Annotated in this window: 15 protein-coding genes and 1 tRNA gene; 10 read left to right on the top strand and 6 right to left on the bottom strand. The window is 72.2% G+C overall.

The genetic code is table 11. The annotated features are described in order from the left end of the window. Positions 1–58: 58 nt before the first annotated feature. Entirely contained in the window at positions 59–1729 is a 1671-nt protein-coding gene (locus IW249_RS08270; RefSeq protein WP_196920201.1) for a DUF885 domain-containing protein, read from the bottom strand. A 130-nt stretch (positions 1730–1859) separates the two neighbouring features. Here IW249_RS08270 and IW249_RS08265 point away from each other — a divergent pair, with 130 nt between their 5' ends. Continuing rightward, the gene (locus tag IW249_RS08265) at positions 1860–2840 is read left to right on the top strand and encodes a DMT family transporter (protein ID WP_196920200.1); all 981 of its coding nucleotides are present in this window, start codon (positions 1860–1862) and stop codon (positions 2838–2840) included. A gap of 145 nt (positions 2841–2985) precedes the next feature. Here the strand turns inward: IW249_RS08265 and IW249_RS08260 are convergent, their stop codons facing one another. Further along, positions 2986–4068 (bottom strand): PHP domain-containing protein, encoded by a 1083-nt coding sequence (locus IW249_RS08260; RefSeq protein WP_196920199.1) that lies wholly within the window; start codon positions 4066–4068, stop codon positions 2986–2988. 1 nt (position 4069) lies between these two features. Next, complete coding sequence (locus IW249_RS08255; protein ID WP_196920198.1) at positions 4070–4837, bottom strand: M23 family metallopeptidase; 768 nt, start codon at positions 4835–4837, stop codon at positions 4070–4072. A gap of 64 nt (positions 4838–4901) precedes the next feature. Between IW249_RS08255 and IW249_RS08250 the strand changes: the two genes are divergently transcribed. The 4 genes from IW249_RS08250 (at position 4902) to IW249_RS08235 (ending at position 6807) form a co-directional block, all read left to right on the top strand. Continuing rightward, on the top strand, positions 4902–5291 hold the full coding sequence (locus tag IW249_RS08250; RefSeq protein ID WP_196920197.1) for a hypothetical protein: 390 nt from the start codon (positions 4902–4904) through the stop codon (positions 5289–5291). A 111-nt stretch (positions 5292–5402) separates the two neighbouring features. After that, positions 5403–5570, top strand: coding sequence for a hypothetical protein (locus IW249_RS08245; protein ID WP_167362451.1), 168 nt, complete (start codon positions 5403–5405; stop codon positions 5568–5570). A gap of 117 nt (positions 5571–5687) precedes the next feature. After that, positions 5688–6215 (top strand): tRNA adenosine deaminase-associated protein, encoded by a 528-nt coding sequence (locus IW249_RS08240; protein ID WP_196920196.1) that lies wholly within the window; start codon positions 5688–5690, stop codon positions 6213–6215. 145 nt (positions 6216–6360) lie between these two features. Next, a complete protein-coding gene (locus tag IW249_RS08235) occupies positions 6361–6807 on the top strand; it encodes a nucleoside deaminase (RefSeq protein ID WP_196924690.1) in 447 nt (148 codons plus the stop codon). A gap of 14 nt (positions 6808–6821) precedes the next feature. Here the strand turns inward: IW249_RS08235 and IW249_RS08230 are convergent, their stop codons facing one another. Together IW249_RS08230 and IW249_RS08225 are read right to left on the bottom strand one after the other, a co-directional pair. Continuing rightward, entirely contained in the window at positions 6822–7976 is a 1155-nt protein-coding gene (locus tag IW249_RS08230; RefSeq protein WP_196920195.1) for a sensor histidine kinase, read from the bottom strand. Further along, a complete protein-coding gene (locus tag IW249_RS08225) occupies positions 7973–8629 on the bottom strand; it encodes a response regulator transcription factor (protein ID WP_196920194.1) in 657 nt (218 codons plus the stop codon). Before IW249_RS08225 ends, IW249_RS08230 begins: the two co-directional genes overlap by 4 nt. Before the next feature lie 141 nt (positions 8630–8770). On the opposite strand from IW249_RS08225, the gene IW249_RS08220 reads away from it, so the two are divergent. The 4 genes from IW249_RS08220 to IW249_RS08205 are packed head-to-tail and all read left to right on the top strand — an operon-like array spanning position 8771 to position 12262. Next, positions 8771–9283 carry a hypothetical protein gene (locus tag IW249_RS08220; protein ID WP_231392450.1) on the top strand — a complete coding sequence of 171 codons (513 nt, stop codon included), beginning with the start codon at positions 8771–8773 and terminating at the stop codon, positions 9281–9283. Then, complete coding sequence (locus tag IW249_RS08215; protein ID WP_196920192.1) at positions 9280–10371, top strand: peptidoglycan-binding protein; 1092 nt, start codon at positions 9280–9282, stop codon at positions 10369–10371. The genes IW249_RS08220 and IW249_RS08215 overlap by 4 nt, the downstream gene beginning before the upstream one ends. Before the next feature lie 8 nt (positions 10372–10379). Continuing rightward, a complete protein-coding gene (locus IW249_RS08210; protein ID WP_196924689.1) occupies positions 10380–11063 on the top strand; it encodes an ABC transporter ATP-binding protein in 684 nt (227 codons plus the stop codon). Then, positions 11063–12262 carry an ABC transporter permease gene (locus IW249_RS08205; protein ID WP_196920191.1) on the top strand — a complete coding sequence of 400 codons (1200 nt, stop codon included), beginning with the start codon at positions 11063–11065 and terminating at the stop codon, positions 12260–12262. Before IW249_RS08210 ends, IW249_RS08205 begins: the two co-directional genes overlap by 1 nt. Before the next feature lie 170 nt (positions 12263–12432). Here the strand turns inward: IW249_RS08205 and deoD are convergent, their stop codons facing one another. Continuing rightward, complete coding sequence (gene deoD / locus IW249_RS08200) at positions 12433–13140, bottom strand: purine-nucleoside phosphorylase (RefSeq protein ID WP_030328147.1); 708 nt, start codon at positions 13138–13140, stop codon at positions 12433–12435. A 75-nt stretch (positions 13141–13215) separates the two neighbouring features. On the opposite strand from deoD, the gene IW249_RS08195 reads away from it, so the two are divergent. After that, positions 13216–13302, top strand: a tRNA-Ser gene (locus IW249_RS08195). The last annotated feature ends 72 nt before the right edge of the window (positions 13303–13374 follow it).

Below are 13374 nucleotides of genomic sequence, written 5' to 3'. Positions count from 1 at the left end.
GCGTGGCTGCGCGCGGCGACGGACTCGTCGCACCGGCGACGCGCGCAGCCGTACCCGGTCAGAGCCGGGCCAGCGCCCGGCGCAGCGGGTCGAGACCCAGCGCACCCAGGTCCAACGCCTGCCGGTGGAACTCCCGCAGGTCGAAGTCGGCGCCCTTGCGGGCCTTGGCGTCCTCGCGGGCCTGGAGCCAGATCCGCTCACCCACCTTGTACGACGGCGCCTGCCCCGGCCAGCCCAGGTAGCGGTTCAGCTCGAAGCGCAGGTTCTCGTCCGGAACCCGGCAGTGCGCCCGCATGAACTCCCAGCCCAGCTCCGGCGTCCACCGCTCGCCCGGCCGGAAACCGAAGGGATTGTCCTTCGGGATCTCCAGCTCCAGGTGCATGCCGATGTCCACGATCACCCGTGCCGCGCGCATCGCCTGGCCGTCGAGCATGCCCAGCTTGTCGCCCGGGTCCTCCAGGTAACCCAGCTCGTCCATCAACCGCTCCGAGTAGAGCGCCCAGCCCTCGCCGTGCCCGGAGACCCAGCAGAGCAGCCGCTGCCAGCGGTTGAGCAGGTCAGCCCGGACGGCGGTCTGCGCGACCTGGAGATGGTGACCTGGCACGCCCTCGTGGTAGACCGTGGTCACCTCTCGCCAGGTCGAGAAGTCGCTGATGCCCTGCGGCACCGCCCACCACATCCGACCCGGGCGGGAGAAGTCCTCGCTCGGGCCGGTGTAGTAGATGGCGCCGTCGCTGGTCGGGGCGAGGCAGCACTCGATCCGGCGGACCTGCTCCGGGATGTCGAAGTGGGTGCCGTGCAGTTCGGTGATCGCCTTGTCGGCCAGCGCCTGCATCCAGTCCCGGAACGCCTCCTTGCCCTGGATGGTCCGGGCCGGGTCGGCGTCCAACGCGGTCACGGCCTCGTCGACTGTGGCACCGGGGCCGACGATGCGCCCCGCCACGACCCGCATCTCCGCCTCCAGGCGGGCAAGCTCGGCGAAACCCCAGGCGTACGTCTCGTCCAGGTCGATCTTGGCGCCGAGGAAGTACTGCGAGGCGAGTTCGTAGCGTTCCCGGCCGGCGGCCTGCTTGTCCCGCCCGTGCGGGGCCAGCTCGGTACGCAGGAACTGACCGAACTCGGCGGTCGCCGCGGTCGCCGCCGCCGCACCCCGACGCAGCTCCGAGCCGAGCGTGCCCTCCGCTCCCAGCCGTTCGACCAGCCCGTGGAAGAAGTTGTCGCCGGTCGGGTCGACCCAGATGTCGCACTGCTTGGCCACCTCGACCAGCTGCACCTTCGAGCTGACCTCACCGGCGGCGAGCGCCTCCCGCAGCGTGGTCTTGTAGCCCTCCAGCGCGGCGCCGAAGCCGTTCAGCCGGGCGGCGATGTTGGCCTGATCGTCGCTGGTCGCGGTCGCCATCAGGTCGAACACCATGCGAATCTCGTGCAGCCCGCTGGCGATCACGCTGACCTCGCTGGTCACCTCGCCGGCGTCGTACCGGGCGAGGTCCAGGCCGAGCCGTTCCTGCATGGCCTCCTTGGCGATCCGTTCCGATTCGGTGGCCGGCTCGGTCACCTCCAGCTCGGTGAGCGTGCGGCGGGTGAGGTCCGCGCGGGCTGCGTAGCCGTCGGGCGAGAGGTCGTCGAGCTGGTCGTCATGGCCGGCGATGCCGACGAAGGTCGCGCCGGTGGGGCTCAACGGCGCCCACTCGGCCACGTAGCGGTTGGCGAGTTCATCAATTCGTCCCACGCTGCGACCCTACGTGACCACCCCACCCCGGTGTCGCCGACGCTTGTCGTGTTCGAGCTGCGGGTTCAGGCCCGGCGTGACGGCCGAAAGGGGCGCGACTTTGTCGTACGGTTGCGGCAGAGTGTCAGGGGTGACCACCGATACCACTCCTGACAAAGCGCCGGTCCGCGCCTGGCTGCCCGGCTTCGTCGCCCTCGCCGCGATCTGGGGTTCCAGCTTCCTCTTCATCAAGGTCGGGGTGGCCGAGCTGCACCCGGTCCAACTCACCCTCTACCGGGTCGTCGCCGGCGCGCTGACCCTGCTGGTGGTCCTCGCCGTGCTGCGCGACCGGCTGCCCCGCGAGCCCCGGGTCTGGGCGCACCTGACCGTCGTCGCCGCCTTCGGCGTGGCGGTGCCGTTCACCCTCTTCGGCTACGGCGAGCAGCGGGTCGAGTCGATGCTGGCCGGCATCTGGAACGCCACCACGCCGTTGATCGTGCTGCCGCTGGCGGTGCTGGTCTTCCGCACCGAGCGGCTCACAGTGCGCCGTGCCGTCGGGCTCGGGCTCGGCTTCGTCGGCGTGCTGGTGGTGCTCGGGGTCTGGGAGGGCATCGGCGGTGCACACTTCACCGGCCAGCTCATGTGCTTCGGTGCGGCGGCCTGCTACGGCGTGGCCATCCCGTACCAGAAGCGGTTCGTCGCCGGCAGCGCTCACTCGGGTCTGTCGCTCTCCACAGCGCAACTGCTGCTCGCCGCCGCGCAACTGGCGATCGTCACCCCCTTCGTCGCCGGCCTGCCGCCGCTGCCCACCGAGCTGTCGGCCGGGGTGGTGGCGAGTGTGCTGACCCTCGGCGCGCTCGGCACTGGGCTCGCATTCGTGATCAACATGCGCAACATCCGGGTGGCCGGCGCGTCCACCGCTTCCACAGTCACCTACCTGATCCCGATCTTCGCGGTGCTGATCGGTGCTCTGGCGCTCGACGAACGACTCAACTGGCACCAACCGGTCGGCGCGCTGATCGTGCTGCTCGGGGTCGCGGTCTCGCAGGGGATGTTCAGCCGCCGCCGGAGCAGTCCCGTCGTCGGCGTCGGCGCACCCGCAACACCCGCCGCCGAGCCCGCCCGCCGCTGACACCGCCGCGCCCGCGCGCGGACAGGCCGCCGCAGGCCGGCGGGCCCGTCGCCGGGTCCATCCGGTACGTGATCGACTCGGTTTCCTTGAAGTCGGGGTGTCCGGCGAAACGGGACACCGTGGGTTTCAAAGGAACGCGAGTCGATCAACGCCGAGGCGGTCGGTCGTGCGTCCAGGCCACCAGTTGCTCTGCCGACCAGGTGTTGATCACGCGGTCGACGGGGACGCCGCAGAGGGCCGCGCGTTCGCACCCGAATCGTTGCCAGTCGAGTTGGCCGGGCGCGTGCGCGTCCGTGTTGATGGCGAACCGGCAGCCGGCCTCCAGTGCCCGACGGATCAGGCGCTTCGGAGGGTCCTGCCGCTCCGGCCGGGAGTTGATCTCGACGGCGGTGTCGTGCTCGGCGCAGGCGGCGAAGACGGCGTCCGCGTCGAAGTCGCTCTCCGCCCGGGTACGCGCGCGGTGCCCCCGATCACCAGGACCGGTCACCCCTGCCGGACGGGACGACACCATCCGCCCGGTGACGTGGCCGAGGATGTCCAGGTGCGGGTTGGCGACCGCCTTCAGCATTCGCCGGGTCATCTTCGACCGCTCGTCCTTCAGACCGCTGTGCACCGACCCGACCACCACGTCCAGCCGCGCCAGCAGGTCGTCGTCCTGGTCCAGGGAGCCGTCGGCGAGGATGTCCACCTCGATCCCGGTGAGGATCCGGAACCCCTCGGGCAGCGCCGCGTTGACCTGCGCCACGTGGTCGAGCTGCCGGCGCAACCGTTCCGCGGTCAGCCCCCGCGCCACCGTCAGCCGGGGCGAGTGGTCGGTCAGCACCAGATACTCGTGGCCCAACTCCACAGCGGCCAGCGCCATCTCCTCGATGGGTGAGCCGCCGTCGGACCAGTCCGAGTGGGTGTGACAGTCGCCGCGCAGGGCGGTGCGCAGCGCCGTGGCCTCGGCGTCCAGGTCACTGCCCTCGGTCGCCACCAGCCGGCGGAGGTAGACCGGCTCCTCACCGGCAAGGGACTCCGCCACGCAGCGGGCCGTCACGTCACCGACCCCGGCCAGCTCGGTGAGCGTGCCGTTGCCGGCCCGTTCGGTCAGCTCGGCCGCGGACAGGCCGGCCAGCGCCTTCGCCGCCGACCGGAACGCGCGTACCCGGTAGGTGGCCTCGTTCGCCCGCTCCAACAGGAACGCGATCCGACGCAGGTCGGCGATGGGATCTCTCGCGTCAGCCATGTCAGGGCGCCTTCGGGCAGCCGTGCTTGCGTTGCCACGCGGTGACTTCGGCGGCCGGCTCCCGATTGCCGCCGCGCCGCCAGGAGTCCAGGTAACGCGCCGGCCAGATCACCCCGCGCCGGATCCACCAGCCGTCCTTGCCGGCGCACGCCGGCGAGATGCCGAAGTGCACGTGACACACGTTGTTCGCGTTGCCGGTGCGGCCCACCTTGCCGAGCTGCTGCCCGGCCCGGACCCGCACCCCGGGGTCGACGCCGCTGGTCACCACGCTCAGGTGCGAGCCGTAGTAGCGCACCCCGTCGTCGCCGAGCAGGGAGACCGACAGGCCGCCGTTGTCCGGGCCCTGCCGCCCACGCTTGGTGTACCTGTCGACGCGGCTCACCTCCAGCACCGTCCCGTCGGTCACCGCCACGAAGGGCTCGCCGCAGTCGGCGAAGAGGTCCGTCGCCGGGTACGCCCCGTGCGTGGTGTGGTAGTCGACGTCGTCGGCGCGTACCGGAAAGACATGCTTCAGCCCGGTGCGGGGTGCCGTCGCGGACGGCTTGGCCGACGACGGCGCCGGAGGGCTCGGGTCGGTCGCCGTCGTCGTGGCCGTGGGCGACTGCGACGCCGGCTGGTCGGCGGTCGCCCAGACCGACGGTGGCGTCGGCGCGGCGCCGTCGGGCACCCCCGGCCGGGTGGTCGCGCAGCCGGCGGCCAGCACCGGGGCGAGCAGCAGCAGGATCGGGTACGCCGGACGAGCGCGGCGGCTGATCGTCGGCGAGGACATCCGGTCATCCTGGCAGAGCCGGTACCGTGGGCACGAGCGGCACGCGTGAGGGAGGGCAGCGACGGTGACCATTGCCCGACCCGAACCTGGCCCGGATTTCGGTGCCGCCCGCCCGCTGCCGCGTACCCCGTCGGGCCTCTTCCCCTCCGGGCCCCCGACCCGGCCCACCTACCGCGAGCCGCACCCGATCACCGGCGGCGGTGTCGCCTCCGGTGCCGGCGCGGCGACCGGTTGGCTGCTGCTGTTCGGCCTGCTCGGCACCGACGTGGCCAGCTACGCGTGGTGGACGGTGATCGCTGGCCTGCTGGCCTGGGTCACCGCCCTGGTGCTGGTCCGCTACGGCGACCGGGGGGTGGCCACCGGGGTCGCCATCGTCACGGCGGGTGGTTGGAGCATCGCCGCCGCCGTCGTGGCGGTCCGCTGGGCGACCAGTGGTGACTGGCCGCTGTGGTGACCGGCACGGAGCGGCCCCGAAACGACGCCCGGTGACTGCACCCTGTGCCCGGTTGGCTGCGTAGCGAACGCCGTCTTGACGCGGCCGCCGAGACTCGGCAGGCTCGGCACTATGGCCTGGACCACTCCGCGGCAGGATCCCGATCGCAACCGCCGTCGCCTGCAGTTGCTGGCCGAGTTGGCGGGCGCCCGGGCGGTCCGCCAGCGCAGCCGACCGCAGCGGCAGCGCACCGAGCGTCTGCGCCAGCTCATCGCCACCCGCCGTCGAGTCGTCGGCTGAGCCGACTTTGTCAGGAATGACCCGCGCTTCGGGGCGTTGACGGGTCGCCCGCCGACCCGACCGGCTAACGTGCACGCGTAACGAGTCGACGCTGTGTCGAGGGCTATTGGGGGGACCGTGTCGTACTTCGCTGCGGCCGTGGTGCGCGACGACAGTGGCTGGACCGCCGCCGAGGTCAGCCTGCGTGGCGCGACCGACATCGACGAGGTTGCCGACCGGCTGCGTGACGTCGACCTGGAGGCCGACGTGTCGCTGCTCTTCGTCGAGGCCGACGACGCGTACCTGGTGATCCTGCGCCTGGACGAGGGCGAGGACCTGCGGGTGTTCGGTTCGGACTCCGCGTACGCCGAGGAGTCGCAGCTGGGGTCGCTGCTGGTCGGTGACCTGAAGACCTCGGTCACCGGGCTCGACGGTGACGAGGAGCCGCGCCCGTCGACCACCGGTGACGAGGAGAGCGAGCAGCCCGTCGTCGACCCGGAAGCCGACCCGGTCGGTGAGGCCGACCTGCTGGCCAACCTGGGCATCTCCGCGCAGAAGCTGCTGACCCTCTGCTCCCACGAGGGGATGATGCCGGCGGACGTCACCGCCGAGATCTGCCAGGTGCTCGGCTGCGCCGACGAGGTCGAGGAGCTGCGTGAGGTCTGAGCCGGCCGACGCCACCGACCCGTCGCTGGAGTCGATCCGACCCGGTCAGCCGACTCCCGGTGTGGTGGGCCGCGCCGGGCCCGGCGCCCACGAGGGCCTCGCCGACCCAGGTGAGGTCGGCCGACGGCAGCGGCACGAGCTGTGGATGCGACGCGCCCTGGAGATCGCCGTCGCCGGTCCGCCCGTCGACGACCCGGTCAGCACCGACGTCGACGACGTGCCGGTGGGGGCGGTGCTCTACGGGCCGGACGGCACCGAGTTGGCCACCGGACGCAACGAGCGGGAGCTGACCGGCGACCCCACCGCCCACGCCGAGGTGCTGGCCCTGCGCCGAGGCGCCGAGCGCACCGGCCGGTGGCGGCTGGACGGCTGCACCCTGGTGGTCACCCTCGAACCGTGCACCATGTGCGCCGGGGCGCTGGTGCTGGCCCGGGTCTCCACAGTCGTGTTCGGCGCATGGGAGCCCAAGACCGGCGCGGCCGGATCGCTCTGGGACGTGCTGCGGGACCGTCGGCTCAACCACCGCCCCGAGGTCTACGGCGGGGTGCTGGAGGCCGAGACCGCCACAGTGCTGCGCGCGTTCTTCCGCTGAGACCGGGCCGCCGGTCAGGCCGGCGGCAGGGCGACAGTGACGATCAGGCCGCCGTCCGGGCGGGGCTGCGCCTCGGCGGTGCCACCGTGGGCCCGGGCCACCGCGCGGACGATGGACAGCCCCAGCCCGAAGCCCCGCGCGCCGACGACCCGCTCCCGCGACAGCCGGCGGAAGGGCTGGAACATCGTCTCGACGTCGTAACCGGGGATGACCGGGCCGGTGTTTGTCACGGTGAGGGTGGGACGGCCGTCGACCAGCCCGGTGCGCACCTCCACCCAACCGTCGGCGGGCAGGTTGTGGCGCAACGCGTTCTCCACCAGGTTGAACGTGAGCCGCTCCAACAGCACCGGGTCGCCGCTGGTCGGCGCCGGGGCCAGCGCCCGCCGTACCCGCACGCCCGGTGCCTGCTTCCCGGCCTGGTCGGTGGTGTGCGCGCAGACCTCGGCCAGGTCCACAGGCGTACGCTCGGTCAGCTCGTTCTCCGAGTCGGCCAGGGTCAGCAGGCCGTCGATCAGCCGCTCGTGGCGTTCGTTGACCGCCAGCAGCGACTCGCCCAACCGCCGGGTCTCCGCCGACGCGTCCGGGCGGGTGACCGCCAGCTCCACCAGGGCGCGGTTGAGCGCCAGCGGCGTACGCAGCTCGTGCGAGGCGTTCGCCACGAACCGGCGCTGCCCGTCGAAGGAGCGGTCCAGCCGTTCCAGCATCTCGTCGAACGTGTCGGCGAGTTCGCGCACCTCGTCGGGAGGGCCGGTCAGCGCGATCCGCTCGTGCAGACCACGGCCGGCGGTGTCCGCGCCGGCGATCCGGCGGGCCGTGCCGGTGATCTGGAGCAGGGGCTGCAACGCCCGACCGGCGAGCAACCAGCCGAACGCGATAGCCACCGTCGACACCACGATCAACGCGATGCCGCCCTGGGTCAGCAGCGACTCCAGGGCGTTGCGCTTCGCCTCGTCCTGCAACTCCTGCAACAGGGTGCGCAGGTTGTCGACGTTCTGCCCGCTGGGCGTCGTGGGGGCGGTCTTCGGCAGGTCGCTCAGCTTCACCCCGAACGGCTGCGGCATCCGCTGATCCACCAGCACGTACGTGACGGCGAGCAGAACCACGCCGGCCAACAGGAAGAGCCCGCCGTAGATGAGGGTGAGCCGGGCGCGGATCGTGAGGCGTTTCATCGGATCTGGTACCCCGCCCCGGGGACCGTCTCGATCACCGGTGGGTCGCCGAGTTTGCGGCGCAGCTTCATGACCGTCACCCGGACCACGTTGGTGAACGGGTCGATGTGCTCGTCCCAGGCGCGTTCCAGCAGGTCCTCGGCGGAGACCACCGCGCCGTCGGCGCGCAGCAGCTCGGCCAGCACCGCGAACTCCTTGCGGGACAGCGCCACGTGCCGGTCGTCGCGGCGAACCTCGTGTCGGGCCGGGTCGAGCCAGATGCCGGCGCGACGCAGCGTCGGCGGTGCCGCCGGACGGGACCGGCGGGTCAGCGCGTGCACCCGAGCCGACAGCTCGACCAGGGCGAACGGCTTGGTCAGGTAGTCGTCGGCGCCGAGCGCCAACCCCGCCACCCGCTCCCGGACCGCCGCCGACGCGGTCAGCATCAGCACCCGGGTCTCCCCGCCCGCGTCCACGATCGCCCGGCACACGTCGTCGCCGTGCACCACCGGCAGGTCCCGGTCCAGGATCACCACCGCGTACTCGTTGACGCCGAGCCGTTCCAACGCGGCGTCCCCGTCGTACGCCACGTCGACAGCGAACGACTCCCGACGCAGCCACTCGGCGATGGCGTCCGCCAGCACGTTCTCGTCCTCGACCACCAGCACTCTCACCCCTCCATGGTGCTCGGGGTGCGGTAACGCCGGCATAACCGCTGACGGTAACGCCGGGGATACGCCCGCTGCCGTGCACTGGATGCCACGTTCGGCGAACCGCGCCGGACCTGAGCGGAAGCGGACACCATGCGACGACAGATGCTTGCGATCCCCGTCCTGCTCGCCCTGGCGCTGTCGGGGTGCGGCTCGGGAGGGGACGACGGCGGCGGGGTCGCGACCGCCGGTGGGGCGAAGGCCGGGGCCACGGCGAGCGGCGCGCCGGTCAGTGACTCGGACCGGCAACTCGCCTTCGCCAGGTGCATGCGGGAGAACGGGGTGGACATGCCCGACCCGGAGGCGGGCGGCCGTCCCGGCTTCCGGTTCGGCGCGGACGTGGACCAGCAGAAGGTCCAGGCTGCCATGGAGAAGTGCCAGGACAAGCTGCCCAACGGCGGGCAGGGACCGCAGCTCAACCCCGAGCAGGCCGAGCAGATGCGCACCCTGGCCAAGTGCATGCGGGAGAACGGGGTGCCGGACTTCCCGGACCCGGACGCCGACGGGCGGGTCCGGATCGGGGCGGGAGGCAACGCCATCGACATCAGCGACCCGGCCATGAAGGCCGCCATGGAGAAGTGCCGGCAGCACGCGCCGCAGTTCGGTGGTGGCCGGTGACCGGGGCCATCCGACGCTCGCGGCTGCGCGCCGCCGTCACCGGCGGCGTCGTCCTACTGGTCGCCGCCGTGGGGGTGGTCGCCGCTGTGGGTTTCGGCGGCGGTGCCGACGGGGGCCGCGCCCAGGCCGGCGGCGCGCCACCCGCCACCGCCACTGTCACCCGGCAGACCCTCGCCGACTCGGAGACCGCCGACGGTGAGCTTGGGTACGGCGCGACCCGTACCGCCACGGCGAAGCTCAGCGGCACCGTCACCGGGTTGGCCGCGACCGGGTCGACGGTACGGCGGGGCAAGCCGCTCTACCTCGTCGACAACGAGGAGGTGGTGCTCCTCTACGGCGGGCTGCCCGCGTACCGGACCCTCGCCCCCGGGGTCGAGGGTGCCGACGTCGCGCAGTTCGAGAAGAACCTCGAAGCGCTGGGCTACACCGGCTTCACTGTCGACGACGAGTACACCGGCGCCACCGCCGACGCCGTCCGGGAGTGGCAGGAGGACCTGGGTCTGGCCGAGACCGGCCGGGTCGAGCCGGGGCGGATCGTGTACGCCGAGCGGGAAGTCCGGGTGGAGAGCCACCAGGCCGACGTCGGCGATCTCACCCAGCCCGGCCAGGCGGTGCTGACCTACACCGGCACCAGCCGGGTCGTCACCGTCGAGTTGGACGTGGACGACCAGCGGTTGGCCAAGCGCGACGCGAAGGTCAGCGTCCGGCTGCCGGACGGCCGGGCGGTGGCGGGCACGATCAGCACTGTCGAGACGGTCGTCCAGGCCGGCGCGGCCGGCGCCAACGGGCAGACCGGCGACGCCGAGACGAAGGTCGAGGTGACAGTCGCGGTGACCGACCCGAAGGCCCTCACCGGCCTCGACCAGGCCAGCGCGGACGTCACGTTCACCGTCTCGGAGCGCCGCGACGTGCTCACCGTGCCGGTGGCGGCGCTGCTGGCGCTGGCCGAGGGCGGCTACGGCGTCCAGGTCGTCGAGGGCGACGTGACCCGGGTCCTCGCGGTGACCACCGGGTTGTTCGCCGACGGCCGGGTGGAGGTCACCGGTACGGACCTCGCCGAGGGCACGACGGTGGTGGTGCCGACGTGAGCGGCGAGGTGATAGCGCTCGACCGGGTCAGCAAGCGGTACGCCGGTGGCGTCGTCGCGTTGGACGACGTGTCGCTGCGGATCGGCCACGGCGAGCTGGTGGCGATCGTCGGCCCGTCCGGGTCGGGCAAGTCGACGATGCTGCACCTGATCGGCACCCTGGACCGGCCGTCGTCGGGCAGCGTGCTCATCGACGGGTACGACGCGGCGAAGCTGACCGATCGGGAGCTGTCCGCGTTGCGGGCCACCCGGATCGGCTTCGTCTTCCAGCAGTTCCACCTCGCTCCCGGCGTCCCGGTCGTGGACAACGTGGCCGACGGGTTGCTCTACTCCGGCGTACCGCTGCGGCGGCGGCGCGAACGGGCGGAGGCCGCGTTGGTCCGGGTTGGCCTGGGCCACCGGTTGGGGCACCGGCCGCACGAGCTGTCAGGTGGGGAACGGCAGCGGGTGGCCGTGGCCCGCGCTGTGGTCGGCGAGCCGGCGGTGCTGCTGGCCGACGAACCAACCGGCAACCTGGACTCCCACTCCGGCGCGGGGGTGTTGGAGCTGCTGCACGATCTGCACCGGGCCGGCACCACCGTCGTGGTGATCACCCACGACCGGGAGATCGCGGGGAGCCTGCCCCGGCAGGTGCGGATGCGCGACGGCGCGGTGCGGCACGACTCGGCCCTCGCGTCGGGCGGGGTCGGCTGATGGCGACGCTGACCCCGGCCCGACTGCGGCCTGCGGACGTCCTGCGCGTCGGTGGGGTGGGGCTGCGGACCCGTCCGCTGCGGGCGTTCCTCTCCGCGTTGGGCATCGCGATCGGCATCGCCGCGATGATCGCGGTGGTCGGCATCTCCTCGTCGTCCCGGGCCGAGCTGGACCGGGCGCTCGACGCGCTCGGCACCAACCTGCTCACCGTCGAGCCGGGCAGCACCCTGTTCGGTGCGGACGCGCAACTGCCCGAGGAGTCGATCGCGATGATCGGGCGGATCGGCCCGGTGACCGAGGTGTCCGCGACCGGGCAGCTCTCCGACGCCAAGGTGTACCGCTCGGACCGGATTCCGGCGGCGGAGACCGGTGGGCTCGCCACCCGGGCTGCCCGGCTGGACCTGCTCGGCACCGTCGGGGCCGAGGTGGCCACCGGCACGTGGCTCAACGAGGCGACAGCCCGCTACCCGGCGGTCGTGCTCGGCGCCACCGCGGCGCAGCGGCTCGGGATCACCACGGCCGACCCGCAGGTGCAGGTGTGGCTCGGTGGGCGGCCGTTCACAGTCGTCGGCACCCTCGCCGCCGCGCCACTCGCCCCGGAGTTGGACACCTCGGCGCTGGTCGGCTGGCCGGCGGCCACCGAATACCTGGGCTTCGACGGCCACCCGACCACCGTCTACACCCGGGCCCAGGAGTCGCAGGTCGAGGCGGTCCGGTCCGTGCTCGGCGCGACCACCAACCCGGAGGCGCCGAACGAGGTCGAGGTGTCCCGGCCCTCGGACGCGCTGGCCGCCGCCGAGGCGACCGACGACGCGTTCACAGGCCTGTTGCTGGGCCTGGGCGCGGTCGCCCTGCTGGTCGGTGGGGTCGGCGTGGCGAACACCATGGTGATCTCGGTGCTGGAACGCCGAGCCGAGATCGGCCTGCGCCGGTCACTCGGCGCCACCCGCGGTCAGGTCCGGACCCAGTTCCTCACCGAATCGCTGCTGCTCTCCGCGCTCGGCGGGATCGGTGGGGTGATGCTGGGCATCCTGGTCACCTCGGGCTACGCGCTGTCGCAGGACTGGCCGACAGTGGTGCCGGCCTGGGCGATGCTCGGCGGGGTGGGCGCGACACTTGTCATCGGCGGCTTCGCCGGGCTCTACCCGGCCGTGCGTGCCGCCCGCCTCGCGCCGACCGAGGCGCTGGCCGCCGTGTGACCGGCCTGGCCCGGTTGGGTTGGCGTGGCTCGGTTGGGTCGGCGTGGCTCGGTTGGGTCGGCGTGGCTCGGGTGGGCCGGCGGGCGTGATGCGAAAGAGCGTGATGACTGTGCGGCATCTTGATGCCTCACAGTCATCACGCTCGTCGCGGTGACGCCCGCCGGAACGGCTCAGGCGATGATCGTGTCGAGGGCGATCTCGACCATCTGGCTGAAGGTCTGCTCGCGCTCCTCCGAGGTGGTCTTCTCACCGGTCTTGATGTGGTCGCTGACTGTCAACACGGTCAACGCGCGGGCCTTGAACCGGGCGGCGATCGTGTACAGCGCCGCCGACTCCATCTCCACAGCCAGCACGCCGTAGTCGGCGAGGGTGTCGTACAGGTCCGGTCGATCGGTGTAGAAGGCGTCCGCCGCCAGGATCGGCCCGACGTGCATGCTGATGCCGCGCCGCTCGGCCACCTCGACCGACGTCCGCAGCAGCCCGAAGTCGGCCACCGGGGCGTAGTCGATCAGCCCGTCGAAGCGCATCCGGTTCATGTTCGAGTCGGTGGACGACCCGATAGCGGCCACCACGTCCCGCAGTTGCAGGTCGGTGCTGAGGGCACCACAGGAGCCGACCCGGATCAGCGTCTTCACGCCGTACTCGTTGATCAACTCGTGGGCGTAGATGGAGGCCGACGGCATGCCCATGCCGGAGCCCTGGACGGAAACCTCGACGCCGTTCCAGCGGCCGGTGAAGCCCAGCATGCCCCGAACCGTCGAGTAGCAGGTGGCGCCCTCGAGGTAGGTCTCCGCGATCCACTTGGCCCGCAGGGGGTCACCCGGCATCAGGACCCGCTCGGCGATCTCGCCCGGCTTCGCGCCGATGTGCGTACTCATGACAAAGATCCTGCCAGGCCGGCCCGGGCGATACCGGTTCGGCGTCCGAACCGGCGGTCCTGTACCCTCGTCGGCGGTGGCGTGTCCGAGCGGCCTAAGGAGCACGCCTCGAAAGCGTGTGAGGGTTAACGCCCTCCGAGGGTTCAAATCCCTCCGCCACCGCTCTGAAATGCAGAAACGCCCGGTCGATCCGCGAGGATCGACCGGGCGTTTTCGCGTCGGAGCGCTCGCCGG

The organism is Micromonospora vinacea (genome assembly GCF_015751785.1).
Taxonomy (GTDB): Bacteria; Actinomycetota; Actinomycetes; order Mycobacteriales; family Micromonosporaceae; genus Micromonospora; species Micromonospora vinacea.
The sequence above is the reverse complement of the archived record's forward strand: the minus strand, read 5'-3'. Positions and strand labels throughout refer to the sequence as shown.